This is a genomic window from Streptomyces sp. MNU76, from assembly GCF_020982545.1.
Classification (GTDB): domain Bacteria; phylum Actinomycetota; class Actinomycetes; order Streptomycetales; family Streptomycetaceae; genus Streptomyces.
Genome location: NZ_JAJKLK010000024.1, coordinates 318,177 through 333,051, shown reverse-complemented (window position 1 = coordinate 333,051; position 14,875 = coordinate 318,177). Strand labels below are relative to the sequence as shown.

General features: G+C 69.5%; 14 protein-coding genes and 4 pseudogenes. 7 read left to right on the top strand and 11 right to left on the bottom strand.

Translation table 11 applies throughout. From position 1 onward, the window contains the following. Window positions 1–383: 383 nt before the first annotated feature. Window positions 384–905, top strand: coding sequence for a hypothetical protein (locus E4N62_RS39690; RefSeq protein ID WP_230222504.1), 522 nt, complete (start codon window positions 384–386; stop codon window positions 903–905). Window positions 906–935: 30 nt separating this feature from the next. Next, window positions 936–1,139, top strand: coding sequence for a hypothetical protein (locus E4N62_RS39685; protein ID WP_230222502.1), 204 nt, complete (start codon window positions 936–938; stop codon window positions 1,137–1,139). A 7-nt stretch (window positions 1,140–1,146) separates the two neighbouring features. Here E4N62_RS39685 and E4N62_RS39680 read toward each other — a convergent pair. From E4N62_RS39680 to E4N62_RS49890, 4 genes and pseudogenes are all read right to left on the bottom strand, one after another. Beyond that, window positions 1,147–1,805: pseudogene (locus E4N62_RS39680) on the bottom strand (nucleotidyl transferase AbiEii/AbiGii toxin family protein). Further along, window positions 1,802–2,164, bottom strand: a complete 363-nt coding sequence (locus E4N62_RS39675; protein WP_230222500.1) for a hypothetical protein — start codon at window positions 2,162–2,164, stop codon at window positions 1,802–1,804. The pseudogene E4N62_RS39680 and the gene E4N62_RS39675 overlap by 4 nt, the downstream one beginning before the upstream one ends. Before the next feature lie 121 nt (window positions 2,165–2,285). Next, window positions 2,286–2,507 (bottom strand): hypothetical protein, encoded by a 222-nt coding sequence (locus tag E4N62_RS49895; RefSeq protein ID WP_374117201.1) that lies wholly within the window; start codon window positions 2,505–2,507, stop codon window positions 2,286–2,288. Between the two features lie 358 nt (window positions 2,508–2,865). Further along, a pseudogene (locus E4N62_RS49890) lies at window positions 2,866–3,177 on the bottom strand (FAD-binding oxidoreductase); the annotation flags it as partial. An 899-nt stretch (window positions 3,178–4,076) separates the two neighbouring features. Between E4N62_RS49890 and E4N62_RS39665 the strand changes: the two are divergent. After that, window positions 4,077–4,494: pseudogene (locus tag E4N62_RS39665) on the top strand (TrkA C-terminal domain-containing protein); the annotation flags it as partial. A gap of 140 nt (window positions 4,495–4,634) precedes the next feature. Here E4N62_RS39665 and E4N62_RS39660 read toward each other — a convergent pair. Together E4N62_RS39660 and E4N62_RS39655 are read right to left on the bottom strand one after the other, a co-directional pair. Beyond that, window positions 4,635–5,891: a sodium:proton antiporter gene (locus tag E4N62_RS39660; RefSeq protein ID WP_230222498.1), complete on the bottom strand. Its 1,257-nt coding sequence runs from the start codon at window positions 5,889–5,891 to the stop codon at window positions 4,635–4,637. Window positions 5,892–6,084: 193 nt separating this feature from the next. After that, on the bottom strand, window positions 6,085–6,246 hold the full coding sequence (locus E4N62_RS39655; RefSeq protein WP_230222495.1) for a serine/threonine-protein phosphatase: 162 nt from the start codon (window positions 6,244–6,246) through the stop codon (window positions 6,085–6,087). Between the two features lie 321 nt (window positions 6,247–6,567). Between E4N62_RS39655 and rpmF the strand changes: the two genes are divergently transcribed. The 3 genes from rpmF (at window position 6,568) to E4N62_RS39640 (ending at window position 8,832) form a co-directional block, all read left to right on the top strand. Continuing rightward, window positions 6,568–6,738 carry a 50S ribosomal protein L32 gene (rpmF, locus tag E4N62_RS39650; RefSeq protein ID WP_230222493.1) on the top strand — a complete coding sequence of 57 codons (171 nt, stop codon included), beginning with the start codon at window positions 6,568–6,570 and terminating at the stop codon, window positions 6,736–6,738. 6 nt (window positions 6,739–6,744) lie between these two features. After that, window positions 6,745–7,929, top strand: a complete 1,185-nt coding sequence (locus E4N62_RS39645) for a GTP-binding protein (protein ID WP_230222491.1) — start codon at window positions 6,745–6,747, stop codon at window positions 7,927–7,929. Window positions 7,930–8,004: 75 nt separating this feature from the next. Beyond that, window positions 8,005–8,832, top strand: coding sequence for a class I SAM-dependent methyltransferase (locus E4N62_RS39640; protein ID WP_230222489.1), 828 nt, complete (start codon window positions 8,005–8,007; stop codon window positions 8,830–8,832). Window positions 8,833–9,166: 334 nt separating this feature from the next. Here the strand turns inward: E4N62_RS39640 and rpsN are convergent, their stop codons facing one another. After that, window positions 9,167–9,472, bottom strand: coding sequence for a 30S ribosomal protein S14 (gene rpsN, locus E4N62_RS39635; RefSeq protein ID WP_230222487.1), 306 nt, complete (start codon window positions 9,470–9,472; stop codon window positions 9,167–9,169). 29 nt (window positions 9,473–9,501) lie between these two features. On the opposite strand from rpsN, the pseudogene E4N62_RS39630 reads away from it, so the two are divergent. Continuing rightward, window positions 9,502–9,880 (top strand): annotated as a pseudogene (locus E4N62_RS39630) (N-acetyltransferase family protein); the annotation flags it as partial. Here the strand turns inward: E4N62_RS39630 and E4N62_RS39625 are convergent. From E4N62_RS39625 to E4N62_RS39610, 4 genes are all read right to left on the bottom strand, one after another. Beyond that, window positions 9,824–10,699, bottom strand: a complete 876-nt coding sequence (locus tag E4N62_RS39625) for a trans-aconitate 2-methyltransferase (RefSeq protein WP_230222485.1) — start codon at window positions 10,697–10,699, stop codon at window positions 9,824–9,826. The pseudogene E4N62_RS39630 and the gene E4N62_RS39625 sit on opposite strands and share 57 nt — an antisense overlap. Before the next feature lie 80 nt (window positions 10,700–10,779). Continuing rightward, window positions 10,780–12,003, bottom strand: a complete 1,224-nt coding sequence (locus tag E4N62_RS39620) for an aminotransferase class V-fold PLP-dependent enzyme (protein ID WP_230222483.1) — start codon at window positions 12,001–12,003, stop codon at window positions 10,780–10,782. Further along, the gene (locus tag E4N62_RS39615) at window positions 12,000–13,337 is read right to left on the bottom strand and encodes a pyridoxal-phosphate dependent enzyme (protein ID WP_230222481.1); all 1,338 of its coding nucleotides are present in this window, start codon (window positions 13,335–13,337) and stop codon (window positions 12,000–12,002) included. The genes E4N62_RS39620 and E4N62_RS39615 overlap by 4 nt, the downstream gene beginning before the upstream one ends. After that, complete coding sequence (locus E4N62_RS39610; protein WP_230222479.1) at window positions 13,334–14,830, bottom strand: Y4yA family PLP-dependent enzyme; 1,497 nt, start codon at window positions 14,828–14,830, stop codon at window positions 13,334–13,336. Before E4N62_RS39610 ends, E4N62_RS39615 begins: the two co-directional genes overlap by 4 nt. Between the last annotated feature and the right edge of the window lie 45 nt (window positions 14,831–14,875).

Sequence of the window (14,875 nt, the reverse complement as noted above, 5' to 3'; positions counted from 1 at the left end):
ACAGAGAGTCCCTCGGGAAGGCCCGGCGACTCATGCTGACCGGATGCTGACTTGCCTGATGAACCATCAAACATGCGGAGACTGCTCTGTACGTACGGACGACGTGCGTCCACGCACCACTGACCTGTCGGGCACCGACAGCACTCTGGTTCATGGAACACGGCCCCTTTGGCCACCAGCCGGTCGACCGCCCCGGAAGCCGGCTCGCTGCCTGCCGCCCGCCCGAGGCTCCTCGGCAGCGTGGAACTCGCGAGCGAGGCGGGGCCAAGGCCCCGACACCGGCCCGCCCGGGCCGAAGCCCAGGTCACGCGCCCCTGCGCACTTGCGTGCGCCGCTCCTCCCTTCCGTACGGTCCAGCCAATGGTGAATCGCCCGTGCACGTCGTGAGGAGAGCTGTTGAAGCCGACCGAGGAAGTGCTCCAGGACCTGACCCAGCCGTCGAACGTCTCCGCCCACTCCGACGTGGCGCTCGTCGGGAAGGTGGAAGCTCCGCCATCGCGGCGGACGACAAGAAGCGGAAGGAGAACGAGGACGAGACGCTCCGCCGGAAGCCCGACCTCGTCCCGATCCCGCAGACGGAGCTGCCCCGGCAGCTCGAAGTGACCCTCTGGGACGTCCTCCACACCCTCGCCCGGGCCACCGCCCCGTCGTGGCGTGGTGCGGTCCGGGGACTGGCGGAGCACTGGGGCGCGCTCAAGTACACCCAGGCCCTGGCCGGCGGTCGCAACTCCTTCCTCGGCCTCACCGACGAAGGCCACCGCATCGCGGACCACTACAAGTCACTGCAGTCCGGCGAACTCGGCATCGGCTTCGCGCTCACACTCACCGAGCACATGCTGCACAGCCGCTTCCCCGACCACTCAGTGACGATCGGCCCCGCTGACACGACGTTACGCGCGGGCTGAGCCCTCACCAGCAGGGACAAGGGCGAGAAGGTGAAGTACCGCTATCGTCCCCAGTACTTCGCGGAGGTCTGGCGGCCGGGCGAGCCGTCCCTCGTCATCCCCCTCGCCTGCAAGGGCAACCACAGCGACTCCGCCACCTCCGCCGAGCAGCTGGCCTCCACCTCGGCCCACGCCGAAGCGGTGGCCACACCGCTTCCTCTCGTCGCAACGGCGGTAGAGAGGACGGACGTGTGACCGCCTCTCAGGCACTCTCGTCATGAATCCGCACACCCAGATCCTCCGCCCACTCCAGCACCCACGCCTTGAGTTCTTCGATCTGCCGGGAGGTGAGCCCGTACGCGGTGTAGTCCTCATCCTCGTACCAGTCCGCGCCGACGAGCCGGTCTCGGAGGTCCTCGAGGCTGAACTCGTCATGGGCGCGACGGCGGCCCAGGGATTCGAGGTCGGCGGTGGAGCGGTGGCGGGATGCGGCCTGGACGTCGATGAGGTCGCGGACGGTGCCGCGGTCGGCGAGGGCACGGACCTTGGTGCCGATCACGTCGTCGAGGGAAAGAACGGGGCCGTAGGGGGTCTGGGCGGGCGGAGCCCAAAATGCCTCCTTGAGGACGTCGACCTCGCACTCCTCGCCGGTTTCCGGATCGGTGACGAGGAACCGGCCGCTGAGCGGATCGGTCTGGACGTGCGTGGTCCGCCATCCGCGCGCGCTGAGACCTGCTGTGAGTGAGGCGACGATCTCCTGCATCGGAGCGGGGTTCTCGGTAGCGACGTCGAGGTCGCGGCTGAAGCGTTCGACCGGGCCGTGGGCCTGCACGGCGTATCCGCCGGTGAGGACCAGAGGGTAGGGGAGCCGCGGTCGAGAATGTCGGCGAGGAGACGCTCGTGGAGTGGAGTGAGCTTCATTCGGCGGTCGTGCCGGCCCGAGCGGTGCGGAGCAGCTCGGGGAAGGCGTCCTCCCAGACCTCGCGGATGTAGGGACTGATCAAGCGCCGCAGCACGGGCCACTGCTCGATGAGCAGCCGGTGGTGCAGGAGGGCCACCAGGTCCTCACTCAGTCCTTCGGCGAGGACGGTCCGGTAGAGCGTCATGCGGGACTTCGGACGGTCCAGGCTGTAGCTCGTCCGCCCGGACCAGACGATGTGGAGCGGCAGGTCCACGTTGCCCTCGACGGGGCCGGCCAGCTCCTGCAAGCGCTCGGGCAGTCGGCTGCGGTAACGGTCCCGCAACACCTCGGCGCGGGGGGCGGTGATCGTCGTGTCCATGCATCCAGTATCGCTGCTGGGAGGCGGCGACATGGCGGATACAGGGCTCCCCTGTCGTACGTACGGGTCGGGCACCGCCCACCCCTCCCTCGCACATCTCACCCAGTGGGCGCTTAGCGCATCATGGTCTACCCGTGCAGCCCACAGTGACGCGGCAACGGGCCGCCCTGCCGACCCGGGACCAGCCCCACTCGCGGGCGCGGGTGATCATGACGCACGTGTCCCCCGCAAACTGCACGAAGAGATACGCCCGGCCGCCCGGCAGGATCCGCAACGCCTCCGGGTTGAGATGCTTCTTCTGCTGGTAGTGGATCAGCTGGTGGTCCACTCCTTCCAGCGTCATGGGCTCGTGCTCCAGGACCGCGGGCACGTGGTGCGTGCACGGGCACCAGCTCCAGCTCCGCTCGCAGAACCGTGACCAGCGTGGATTCCGAACCGGTCAGCAGCCCGGCGACATCGAAGCCTCGCTCGGGCAGGAGCGAGTCGAGGTCCAAGCCGGATACCCGGCGTGGGATGTCGGGATAGCGCTCACGGATCTGGCCTGCGTACCGGTCCCGCAGCGCGACCATCCCGCGGTGAAGCTCCGCCTCCCGTCCGCCGCCGGACATCAGCCGCTCCAGCTCGGCCTCACTCGTCCGGCCGACCCACAAGCGGCTTCCGCCGTAGGTGAGGACCTCAAGGCGGTGGAGGTTGTCGACGACCTTCCCGTACGCCTGGGCTGTCGACCCGCACGAGTTGTTGCCGATCATCCCGCCGAGGGTGCAGTTCGGGTGGGTGGCCGGCCTGGGCCCGTATTGCAGGCCGTACGCGGCCAACTGCCGGTTCAAGTCGTCCAGCATGATGCCCGGCTCGACCACGCACCGCCGGTTGTCGGTGCCCACGGACAGCAGCCGGTTGCAGTACCTGCTCCAGTCCAGCACCACGGCGGTGTTGCAACACTCTCCCGCCAGGCTCGTGCCGCCGCCCCGGGAAAACAGCCGCGCGCCACACTGCGCGCTCCCAAATGGTTCCATCGTGCTTGGCGCCGGGATGTGGACTCATAGGCCAACGCGTGTCGGCCCGCGGCCGGTCCGGTTTCGGCCTGATGGCCTCCTTCCGCGCCGAACTCCGTTGCCTGACGTCAGCGCCACAGCCGGACGCCATCACGTCACGCCACCCCGATTAGCGCCTCGTCCTCCCACGCCATGCCCTGAATTTGCTGTTCGTGTATCCCCGACAGTTCGGTGACGAACCGGAGAGTTGCGCATTCGGCCGCACCCGTGTAGGCCGGTACGCCCAACAAGCTGAGAGAGCCCTCCGGCTGGAGCCCTGAGGTAACCGAGTCAAGACCCGAGGTAGCGCGTGACGGCCCCACCTACGTCGACGACGACGCCACCGACGAACCAGGGCTCACCTCCCCTTCACCGGACGAATGACGCCGACCAGGCAGTGATCGCCGGCAATGATCGGCCGGAGAACGCTGGGCACGGCGGAGTCGTCGTGCCCACCTCCTACCTTGCCGGTCCGCGCGGACAGCAGCGACCTACACCGTCCGCGTTCCCCCCTTCACCACGCTCGCGACCCATGCCGGCCGTTGCCCGCAGCGCATCAGGGAAGCGGAAGTGGGAGCACTGAGGTTGAGGCGGAAGCGACCGGCCCCACCGCGATCCAGCAGCATACGGCGGCGCGTGTCGGTCGCTGCCTTGTACGTTCTCGGGCTTTCGGCTCTTGCGCTCGCCGCCGTGTGGCTGGCGGTGCGCATCACTCCACTGCCACCGGTGTCGGCGGCCGGTCAGACGGTGCGGGTCGGCGCCGCGCCGCTAGGGCGTGTTTCGGAAGTCCCTTCTGCTCTGCGACGCCCGGCACGCTCCCCCAGTCTCGGCTGGCGCTCGACCGGAAGGTACCCCCACCGCCGCACCGGACGAAAGGCCAAGTCCTGTTCACCCTGATCCAAGGCCCCACCTTGCCCGCCGCGGCCAGAGCTCTGGGCCTGACCCGTCCGGATGCGCTGCGGGACGTGCAGGTGGAGCCCGCGCCGCTGGACGTCCTGGACGCGGACCTGCTGACACTGACCGTGCCCTCGGGCTCGCGCCTGAACGGCGTGGCCGTCTTCGAACTGCGGCTGCCTCCCCCGACAGTGCTCACCCTGATCGTCCGCGACGGTGCCACCCTCGTCCCCCCAGCACGACACGCCGCTGCTCAGCGGCGACGAGCTTCTTCTGATCACCACCCCGGACACCCGTGAGGCGGCTGAACGACGACTGCGGGCGGTGGGTCGGCGCGGCAAACTCGCGCGCTGGTTCGGCGAGAAGGGTGATGTCGAGCCCGTTCAGACAGGTCGCCCTGGATGAAGCCGACCTGGGGTCGGACGGTGAGCACGAGCGCGACCGAAGTGGCTGACGTCCCTCGCACACAGTAGGCGTCATTCGGCAAGGTCAGCGTCCTTCTTCACAAGGACGCGCCGCCGCGGTTGCAGCACAGATCGCGGCTGCTACATGGACCGGGTGTCTCGATGCCGGTCCAGGCGGGCGATGACCGGGCCTGCGGTAATCCCGTGCAGTACTACTGAGGCCAGCACGGTGAAGGTCACCACTGCCCACAGCTCCCGCTCCGGGAGAGCAAAACCATGGTGGCCCAAGGCGTAGGCAAGGTAGTACAACGAGCCGATCCCCCGGACGCCGTACGCCGCGACGACCCAGCGTTCCCGGCTTCCCAGGGAGCTCCGCAGCAGGCCGGCCCACCCCGACAGCGGCCGGATCACCAGCACCACCGCGCATGCGGTGATCGCGCCCCGCCACGTCAGGGCAGACAGGCCGCCCAGCGCGATGAAGGCGCCCAGCAGGAACAGCACGGCTGCGGTCATCAGGCGCTCCACCTGCTCCATGAAGTCGTGCAGGACGTTGTGGTAGCCGTGGGATCGCTCAGCGGACCGGATGGCGCACGCGGTGACGAACACCGCCAGGAAGCCGTAACCCCCGGCAAGCTCCGTCACTCCGTAGGCCAGGAAGGTGGCGCCCAGCGCGACGAAGCCCTCCCGGTGCTGAGACAGCCGCAGCGCTCTTGATCGTGTCCGGAAGAACAGCCAGCCGAGCAACCGCCCCATCAGTAGCCCGCCCAGCACACCGACAGCGCACTTGTACGCGACGTCCTGCGCGGCCCACGGACCGATCCACTCGGTCGACCAGCCGCTGCCTGCGGCGGCGGCCAGCCCCACGGCCGCGTAGGTCAGCGGAAACGCCAGTCCGTCGTTCAGGCCCGCCTCACTGGTGAGAGCGAACCGCACGTCGTCCTCGTCGTGCTCGTCATCCGTGGGCTCGCCCACCCGCACTTCCGCAGCGAGCACCGGATCGGTCGGCGCCAGGGCAGCCCCCAACAACAACGCGGCGGCCGGCGGCCAGTCCAGCAACCACCAGGCCACCAGCGCGGTGATCAGAAACGTCAACGGCATGGTGACACCCAGCAATCGCCAGGTCGCGCCCCACCGATGCCACCCGACAGGCCGGTTGAGCGCCAGCCCCGCGCCCATCAACGAGATGATCACCACGACTTCGGTGACATGCTCGGCCACCGCCCGGTCATCCACCGGGTCGATCACGGGCAGTGGCAGAGGCAACAGATACACGCCGATGCCGCACAGCAGGAAGACCAGCGGCAGTGACAGCGGTCGTCCGGACAGGACCCGAGGCAGCACGGCCGCGAGCAACGCTCCGACCCCCAGCCACGCGAAAACCGCGTCCGCGCTCGTCACCAGTACGACCCGCCCTTCCCGCCGCCATAGATCATTGCGTGCGCCCCGCTGTGCGCCCCGGCCGAATACCCCACATCCCGCAGGTCATGGACGACAACGAGCAGCCAGGCCCAAGCCATCGTCGGCTGGGCATGGGCGGCCTTCTCCTCGCACCCTGCAATGTCGGCACACCGTTGGCGAGAGCCCGCAAACGTCAGCGGTACCGGAGCATCAATAGAGCCGCATCGTCGTACCGCGGGCCACTGACGTGCTGAAGCAGGTCCTGGCGCAGCATCTCCAGCGCCGCCTCCGGGGCGCCTTCCTTGGAGCTCCGCTCGCGCGGGCAGGCACGAGCGCAGCTCGGCAAGACGCTCATCGAGCGGGTCCACGCGTCCTCCCTCGCCAAGTCAGCCCACCGCGACCTCTAGGGGGTGTTTCGGAAGTCCCGCACAGCACCCACGGCGCCCGGCACGCACTCTCGCTGCACCGGCCGAAACCCCAAGTACGTCCAGTACGAGGGCTTTCGTCCGGCACGCCGAGAGCACGCACCGGACACCGCGGGCACCGCACAAGACTTTCGAAACACCCCCTAGCACACCCTCCCTTCCCGCACCTCGAGCGGCCTCGACAACCAACCAATGTAATGACATCCATTTTCATGTACTGTCTGCCTCGCTCACTCACACAGGAGGTCCTCATGGCCGTACCCAAACGCAAGATGTCGCGCAGCAACACCCGACACCGTCGCGCGCAGTGGAAGGCTGTGACGCCTCAGCTGGTGACGGTCACGGTGGACGGGGTTCCGTACCGCGTACCCCAGCGGCTGGCCAAGGCGTACGAGCGTGGCGTGCTCCACCCCGAGGGCTGACACCGCATGACCCACGTTCCCGCGCGCCTACCCGTCACTGTCCTGTCGGGGTTCCTCGGTGCCGGCAAGACCACCCTGCTCAATCATGTCCTCGGAAACCGTGAGGGCTTGCGCGTTGCCGTCATCGTCAATGACATGAGCGAAATCAACATCGACGCCGCCCTGGTGCGCGGCGGCGAGGCAGCCCTGTCGCGCACCGAGGAACGCCTGGTCGAGATGACCAACGGGTGCATCTGCTGCACCCTGCGCGACGACCTCCTGGAGGAGGTGGACCGGCTGGCGCGCGAGGGGCGTTTCGACTACCTCCTCATCGAGTCCTCCGGCATCTCCGAGCCCATGCCGGTGGCCGCGACCTTCGCTTTCGCCCGCGACGACGGCGCCACCCTCGGCGACCTGGCTCGGCTGGACACGATGGTCACGATCGTGGACGCCGCAAACTTCCTGCCCGAGCTTGCCGGCGGTGATGAACTGGTCGAACGGGGCCTGGATCAGTACGAGGACGACGAACGCACAGTCAGCGACCTGCTGATGGACCAGATCGAGTTCGCCGATGTCATCGTCCTCAACAAGCTCGACCTCGTCGACGCCCCGTCCGCCGACCGGCTGCGGGCCACCTTGGCGCGGCTCAACCCTGCCGCCCGCGTAGTGCCGGCCGTGCGGGGCCGCGTACCAGTCGGCGAGGTCCTGGGCACCGGCCGCTTCGATCTGGAGCGAGCACAGCAGGCCCCGGGCTGGGTCAGGGAACTCAACGGCGACCATGTTCCCGAGACGGAGGAGTACGGCATCTCCTCGACCGTCTTCCGGTCGGGAACGCCCTTCCACCCCGGGCGCCTGTGGACGTTCGTGAACGAGTCACTCGACAGCGGCGCCTACGGGCAGGTGCTCAGGTCAAAGGGCTTCTTCACACTGGCCAGCCGCCCTCGTGTGACGGGGCTGTGGTCCCAGGCCGGCTCGGTGGCACGCTTCGAGCCCTCCTCCGCGCATGACGCCGAGAGTCCTTACGCACAGGAACTCGTGTTCATCGGCACCCACCTGAACGCCGCGTCCCTGCAAGCGGCCCTGACCGACTGCCTCATGAGGGAGGACGAGCGGCTCCCCCGTTCCGACCCCTTTCCCGCCTGGGACACCTACGGCTTCGACGAGGTTTGCGCGCACGAGCACGAGCCCCTCATAGCCACGACGGGGCCCTGAAACTCCGGGCCGGGCGGTGGTCGCAGCCACGGCACCGTCCGGCCCGGTACACCATCTGCACCAGGGAGGCCATTCATGGACAGGAAGCAGCCCCGACTGGGGACCGTCCAGGAGACCCTCCTCATCCCGCTGTACGCACGGGCGATGGAGAACCGCAAGGAGTTTCCCCTGCTGCGTGACGCCCGGGCCGAGGAGATCGTCGCCGGAATCGACTACGACTTCGCACGCTTCGACGGCCTGCCCAGCCTCACCGGTGCGATGTTGCGCACCGTCCTGTTCGACCGGTGGGTCGCGGACTTCCTCGCCGCACATCCCGACGCGACCGTCGTCGAGATCGGCACCGGACTGAACACTCGCTACGAACGTCTCGACAACGGTCGGGTCAGGTGGTTCGACCTCGACCTTCCCGACGTGATCGACCTGCGCAGGGCCTTCTTCGCGGACACACCCCGGCGGACGATGGTCGCGGCGTCGGTGACGGACGAGGCATGGGCCGCCGAGGTGGCCTCCCGGACCGACGGCCCGTACCTGCTCGTGGCGGAGGCCGTGCTGCCCTACCTGTACGAGTCCGATGTCCGTCGAGTCGTCGATCTGCTCTCCGACCGCTTCCCAGGTTCGCTGCTGGCACTCGACACCGCCGGTCCCGGCTTCTTCGACACCCAGGAAGAGCACGACGCCCTCAGCAAGGTCGCGGCCCGGATGCACTGGTGCTGCCCCGACCTGACCGGGCTGGACGCCTGGCGGCCCGGCGTCCACGTACTGGCGTCGCACACACTCACGAGCCTCCCCCACCCTCTCGTCGACGAACTACCGGCTCCCTACCAGGAGATGCTGTCCGTGCTCGCTGCGCAGCGGCTCCCTCAAGCAGACGGCTACCGGCTCAACCTCCTGCGCCTGCCCTGACACCACGACAGTCGCGGACCTGCTGCACTCGCCCCGGCCCGCCGCCGCACGAGCGACGAACCGGGGCGTGCGAGTTCCGCATGGGCGGGCGGGGACGCCTCTTCAGATGCTGGGCCGATACTGCCGGGGCTGAGATCTACGGCCCGAAGCCCCGTCACGGCGGCTTCCCCGCCCTGCGACCCGGCGCCCCCGTGGGGCCTGGGCCGGCGCTTGGCCTGGAGAACCCGCAAGAGGACTCGGAGACACAGAGAGGACGGCAGGCGCCGGGCGGGGCTCTGACCTCAACTCCGGCGAGTCACGGCCACAGACTCCGTCTACTGCAAGAGCGCCAGGGTTACCAGGACGACTTCGTGACGCCGGGAAGGAATCCGGCATGGGCCTGTTCACGCATGCGGACACGCGAGAGGCCGAACTTCCGCAGGTGGCCCCGTGGCCGCCCGTCCACGCCGTCCCGGTTGCGCACCCGGGTCGCACTGGCGTTGCGGGGCTGGCGCCGCAGTTCCACCACTGCGGCCCGGCGCTCGTCGTCGGTGGAGGACGGTCGGCGAATGATCTCCTTCAGCTCCGCCCGTCGGGCCGCGTACCGCTCGACGGTCGCCTTGCGCTTCTCGTTCTGCGCGACCTTGCTCTTCTTGGCCATCAGACCTTCACTCCCCGGCGCTCCGGCCTGCGGTCGAGAGGATCGCACGTGGACTGTCCCCGGAGCGCAGCAGACTCCTCCTGGCGACCGTGGACGGCGCGCTCGCGGGCTGGCTGCTGCTGCGCCGCGACCAGCACCCTCTCGTGGCGCACTGCGGCGTGGTGAACCATGTCCAGACACCTGTGCGCTTCCGTGGCATGGGTGTGGGCGCCGCGCTGATGCGGCGCCCAAGGCGTCGAGCGCGACGACATGAGTCTGGAGCGGCTGCAGCTCGCCGTGCGGTCCGGGCTGGGGTTGGAGGAGTTCTACCGCAAGGCGGGGTGGACCGAGGTCGGCCGGTGGCCGGGCGCGCTACGGGTGGCGCCCGGTGACGACCGGGACGAGATCCTCATGAGTCTGGCTCTCTGAAGCGGTCGCCTCCCGCTGCCGAGCCCCGACGGGAGGCCGGGCTCCGCGCCGGTGGTCCATGACCGCGACCAGTACGGCGCTGTCACCGAACTGCCAGACAGGCATGACATGAGCGAAGCCCGCCTGGCGCAGCAGTGCGGCGTGGCGGCCTACCGTGACCTGCTCGTCGCCTCCGCTCCCCGCGTGGTCGGCGTGACGCCGTCGGCGTTCCGCAAGCAGGTCGGCCAGTTCGGGTTCCCGGGCCGCGGCGTCCCACCAGGACCGCCAGTCCTCCCGTGAGCTGCCGCCCGCACGCTCCGTTCTGCGACGGCCCACATGGGCGGTGAGCTCCGAGCACGTCACCACGTCCGGCGGGAAGTGGTCTCCGTTGACGAGGACACCGCCGGGGCGAAGCAGGGACGCGAGAGCGCGGTATGTGCGCAGCAGCGCCGGCTCCGGCAGGTAGTGCAGCGCGGTCGTGGAGACGGCGGCGTCCAGGGGGCGTTCCAGTCCGAGGGTCTCGACCCAGCCTTCCTCGCCGATGACGGTGTCGACGTAGCGGGCGGCGTCGGCGTGGTGGGTCCTGCCCAGTTCGAGCAGCACGGGGTCCATGTCGGTGGCGACGATCTCCGCGTCCGGGAAACGGCCGGCAAGCCTGGCAGCCAGGGAGCCGGGCCCGCACCCGAGATCGAGCAGGAGGGGGCGGTCGTGGTCGGCTGTGGTGTGCTCGAGAACATCCCCGATCACCGTGAACCGCTCCTCGCGGTCCACCGCGTACCGCTCCTGTTGCCGTTCCCAGCGCTCCACCCACACCCTGGCGGTCGCCATACTCACGCCCATCCCCTGCGTCACCCCATCCGTCTCTCGTCCGTCCACGGGTGGGAACCAATCTACATCTGGAAACGATTGTCAGTTGCGTTTCATGCCAACGACGTGAGGACGGTCAGCAGGCGGTCGATCTCCTCCACCGTGTTGTACACGTGCAGGCTCACACGCACCGAAGCGTCCCGGGCGTCGGCGCCGGCTTGGCAGAGGCTGTCGGCTCGCACCATGAAACCGTGGCTGAAAAGGATGAACCCGAGGTCGTCGGACGGGATGTCGCTGTGCCGGAAGGTGACGATGCCGTGGCGGCGCTGGGCGACGGGGAGGGCGGAGTCAGCAGCCAGGCTCGCCGGACAGCCCAGGACCTCGTACGGGCCGAGGCACCCGAGCCGGTCCGTCAGCCGGGTGGTGAGCGTGGTAGTCCAGCGCGCGATCCGCTCGACTCCGGCCGCGTCGAGCCAGTCGAGCGCGGCCCGCAGGGAGGCGATGCCCGCCGTGTTGGGCGTACCCTGCCAGCCGCCCGGCCGGAACACCGGCCCTCGCGCGTTACGCGCCCAGACCGCCCCCGAGCCGGGCAGAGCCATCGCCTTGTGCCCCGAGAAGACCACGAAGTCCACGTCCAGAGACGGATCGTCGAGGTGGACGGGCACGTGGCCGACGCTCTGCGCCGCGTCCAGGCAGATCGGGACATCCGGCCCGACCGCCGCGCGGATGCGGTGCACGTTCATGTCGCCGCCGTACACGTGGTGGACGTGGGTGGCGGCAACGAAGCGGGTACGCGGGCCCACGGCCTCGGCCAGGGCCCGGTGGTCGTAGTCACCGGAGACCGCCTGGTACGGCAGGGCTCGTACGCGGACCTCGACACCGCGCTCGGCCAGCAGCCGGCCGGCCTCGAGCCAGGGGTCGAGATTGGCCTGGTGGTCGGCGTACGGCACGAGGATCTCGTCCCCGTCCACGAGGTACGAAACGAGCCAGTCGCGGGCGACGGTACGCAGCCCTTCGGTGGTGCCGCTGGTGAAGTGGACGCCGGAGCGGCCCGGTTCGGGGTCGTGGAGGAACTCCTTGACCCGCTCCCGCGTCGATTCCACCAGTTCCGTGGTCCGGTTGGCCCAGGGGTAGGTGCCGCGGCCGGCGTTGGCGTTCGACGTCGTGAGATAGGTCTGGACGGCCTCCAGTACGGCACGTGGCTTCTGTGACGTAGCCGCACTGTCGAGGTATGCCAGCTCCGGATGCGCGGTGACGATGGGGAACTGTTCCCTCATCTCCCGTTGCCAGAGCGGGTTCTCGGGCTCCAGGGCGGGAAGCGGGCGCGCCGGGCTCATTCGCGCACCAGCGGTGCGCCCGCGTCCCGCCAGGCGACGATCCCGCCGGCCAGACTGCGGACGTCCGGGTGGCCCATCCGGGTCAGTGCGGCGGCGTAGCGCAGTGACTTCTCCCCGACGGGACAGGCGAGCAGCACGGGAGTGCGCTTGCTGAAGGGGAGCCCGCCGCGGAGCAGGTCCTCGAACACCTCGTCGACGATGTTGACCGAGCCCTCGATGTGCAGGGCGGCATAGGCGTGCGGGCTGCGCAGGTCGACGACGAGTGGCCGGGGGTCACCCCCGGCGGACCAGCGCCGCGCGTCGTCCACGTCGATGACGCGGGCCTCCGCACGGGCTTCGGCGTCGGTGACGGCCGCCGCGGAGTGCCCCCGGTCCGTCCGGCCCAGGAGTTCCGGGCGTCGCTGACGCACATAGCTGAGGTAGCTCTCGGCCCGGTCGCACACGATGAACACCGCCGTCCGGCGCTGCCCCGTTCCGTCCAGTTCGGCGTCGGCGTACCGCAGTTGCCGCACCGCTCCTTGGTAGGCGGCGCCGCCGGTCGGTCCGCTCAGCAGTCCGCAGCGGCGGATCAGGGTGAGCATCCCGTCGATGGCCTCGTCCGAGGTGACCGACTCGATGGTGTCGTACGTCGCCGGGTCGAACAGGCCGACCTGGTGGACCTCGTCGATGGTGCGGATGCCCGGTATGAAGTCCGACTTGTGGGCGACCAGGCCGAGGACCCGCACGCGCGGGTCGTGCTCGCGCAGGACCCGGGCGACACCGGTCGACGAACCAGCTGTGCCGACGCAGGCGACGAACCAGTCCGGCACCCGGCCGTCCAGGTCCTTCACTATCTCGGGTCCGGTGCCTGCCGCGTGGGCCTCGACGTTGCGGGGGTTGAAGTACTGGTCGGTGTGCAGGTACGTGCTCCCCGGGTCGGAGAGCGCCCGGTGGAAGTGCGTGAGCGGGTCGTCCGTGTCGGTCGGATCGAGGCACTCGCTGCGCCCGGGAAGTTCCTCGATCTCGGCACCGATGAGCAGGAGGAGTTCCTTGATCTCGGGTACGCGCATGCGGTTGGTGACGCTCTTGAACCTCACTCCGTGCATACCGGCCAGCAGGGCCAGTGCCTTGGCCGTGTTGCCGCTGGAGAGCTCCACGACCGTGCCGTCACCGTCGGTGGCAGCCTCCAGTTGGGGCCGGGCCATGTGCCACGCGGGCCGGTCCTTGACGGACCCGAACGGGTTGAGCATCTCCAGCTTGGCGTAGAGGTCGATGTTGCGCAGCCCGTGCACGGCGGGATCGATACGCACCAGAGGCGTGTTGCCTATGGCCTCGGTGATGCTGTCGTACCTCATCCGGTTGTTCCCCCCAAGGGTGTGATCGGCCAGTAGTCCTCGTCAGGACACCAGCGCCAGGAGTCGCCCCGCCGCTCCACCGCGACCGTCCGCCCGACGGGTTGCCGCTGCGCGTGATGGGCGTGGAAGTCCATGGCGTAGCCGGCGGTGTTGGCGAAGGCCAGCAGGTCCCCCGCTTGCGGCAGCCGGGGCAGGAAGACCAGGCGGCGGGTGATGAGATCGCCTTCCAGGCAGAGGTTGCCGGTGAGGTAGACGCCGACCGGTTCCTCGTCACCGGCCGCGGCCTCGCCGTGCGGCAGCAGGACGGGGTCCACGAGGACTCCGTGCTCCTCGAGGCTCATGTCTCCCGCGTTCATGCCGAGGTGCACCAGGTACTGCCCGGAGTCCGTGTCCGCGGGACGTACGTCCAGCACCCGGGCCAGCGACAGTCCGCACTGGTCGACCAGGGCGCGACCGGGTTCGATGTACAGGTCGTGGAGGTGTTCCAGCAGAAGGTTGGCGGACGACCGGCCCAGCACCGGAGCGGGCAGTGAGAGCAGTTCGTCGAGGTAGCCGGGGCCGGCGGTGGGGCGGTGGGCGGGGTACAGCGCGGCGTTCCCGCGCACCGTGCCGCCCTCGTTGCGCAGCCCGTATCCATGACCGCGCCAGGTCAACGGCGGGCGTACGCCGAGCACCGCCTCGGTCAGCGCGGTGGTCCAGCGCTCCCACTCCTGCGCCTCGGCGACGTATCCGACGCCGAATCCGCCGCCGATGTCGAGGGCGCGCGGCGCCAGTCCCCGTGCCCGGCACTCATCCAGGAACAGCACGCACTGCTCCAGGGCCCGTGCCTTCTCCTCCACGCCGGTGGTGTCGAGGTGGTAGGCGGCGCCGACGAACTCCGCGGTGTCAGCGTTGCGTTCGAGCGCCGACAGGAGCGCCTCCCTGTCCCGTACCGGGGTGCCGAAGCGGCTGCGCCGGGAGAGCAGCCGGGTGCCCGCTCCCCCGTGGCCGGCGGCGGACTCGAACCCCGACAGGCGCGCCAGCACGGCCACCCGGCCGAGCCCGTGCGCGCGCACCAGCCCGCAGAGCCGTTCCAGTTCCCCGGGCGAGTCCAGATTGACCGTCGCTCCCACGCGCGCCGCCAGCCAGAGGAACGCGGCGTCCTTGGGACCGGTGGCCATGATGCGGTCGCCGGTGAACCCACAGCCCAGTGCGTGCCTCAGCTCTTCCAGAGAGGCGACATCGACGCCGACGGCGACCGGGTCCTCCGCCGCCAGTCGCCGCAGCAGGGCACTGGACCGGTTCGCCTTGTGCGCGAAGTACACCCGCCCGGTCAGATGGTGGCGGCTGTAGACGGCACGGAAGCGGGCGGCGTTCTCGGCCACGGCCTCGGGGAGCAGCACGTTGAGCGGCGACCCCAGCGCGTCGACGAGCGAGTGCAGGAAGGGCCGGTCCGTCAGCAGTGCGCCGAGCGGCGGCTCCACCCTGGGCCTCAGATACAAGGGCGCATCCACGTGAGACCCCTCCCGGTGCGGGTCGACCGTCGGCGCGACGATCGT

Coding starts and splice junctions, on each gene's coding strand:
- rpmF (WP_230222493.1), top strand. CDS start 6,568: ATGGCCGTACCCAAACGCAAGATGTCGCGCAGCAACACCCGACACCGT.
- E4N62_RS39645 (WP_230222491.1), top strand. CDS start 6,745: ATGACCCACGTTCCCGCGCGCCTACCCGTCACTGTCCTGTCGGGGTTC.
- E4N62_RS39655 (WP_230222495.1), bottom strand. CDS start 6,246: ATGAGCGTCTTGCCGAGCTGCGCTCGTGCCTGCCCGCGCGAGCGGAGC.
- E4N62_RS39625 (WP_230222485.1), bottom strand. CDS start 10,699: ATGGGCGTGAGTATGGCGACCGCCAGGGTGTGGGTGGAGCGCTGGGAA.
- E4N62_RS39675 (WP_230222500.1), bottom strand. CDS start 2,164: ATGGACACGACGATCACCGCCCCCCGCGCCGAGGTGTTGCGGGACCGT.
- rpsN (WP_230222487.1), bottom strand. CDS start 9,472: ATGGCCAAGAAGAGCAAGGTCGCGCAGAACGAGAAGCGCAAGGCGACC.
- E4N62_RS39615 (WP_230222481.1), bottom strand. CDS start 13,337: ATGAGGTACGACAGCATCACCGAGGCCATAGGCAACACGCCTCTGGTG.
- E4N62_RS39640 (WP_230222489.1), top strand. CDS start 8,005: ATGGACAGGAAGCAGCCCCGACTGGGGACCGTCCAGGAGACCCTCCTC.
- E4N62_RS39620 (WP_230222483.1), bottom strand. CDS start 12,003: ATGAGCCCGGCGCGCCCGCTTCCCGCCCTGGAGCCCGAGAACCCGCTC.
- E4N62_RS49895 (WP_374117201.1), bottom strand. CDS start 2,507: ATGACGCTGGAAGGAGTGGACCACCAGCTGATCCACTACCAGCAGAAG.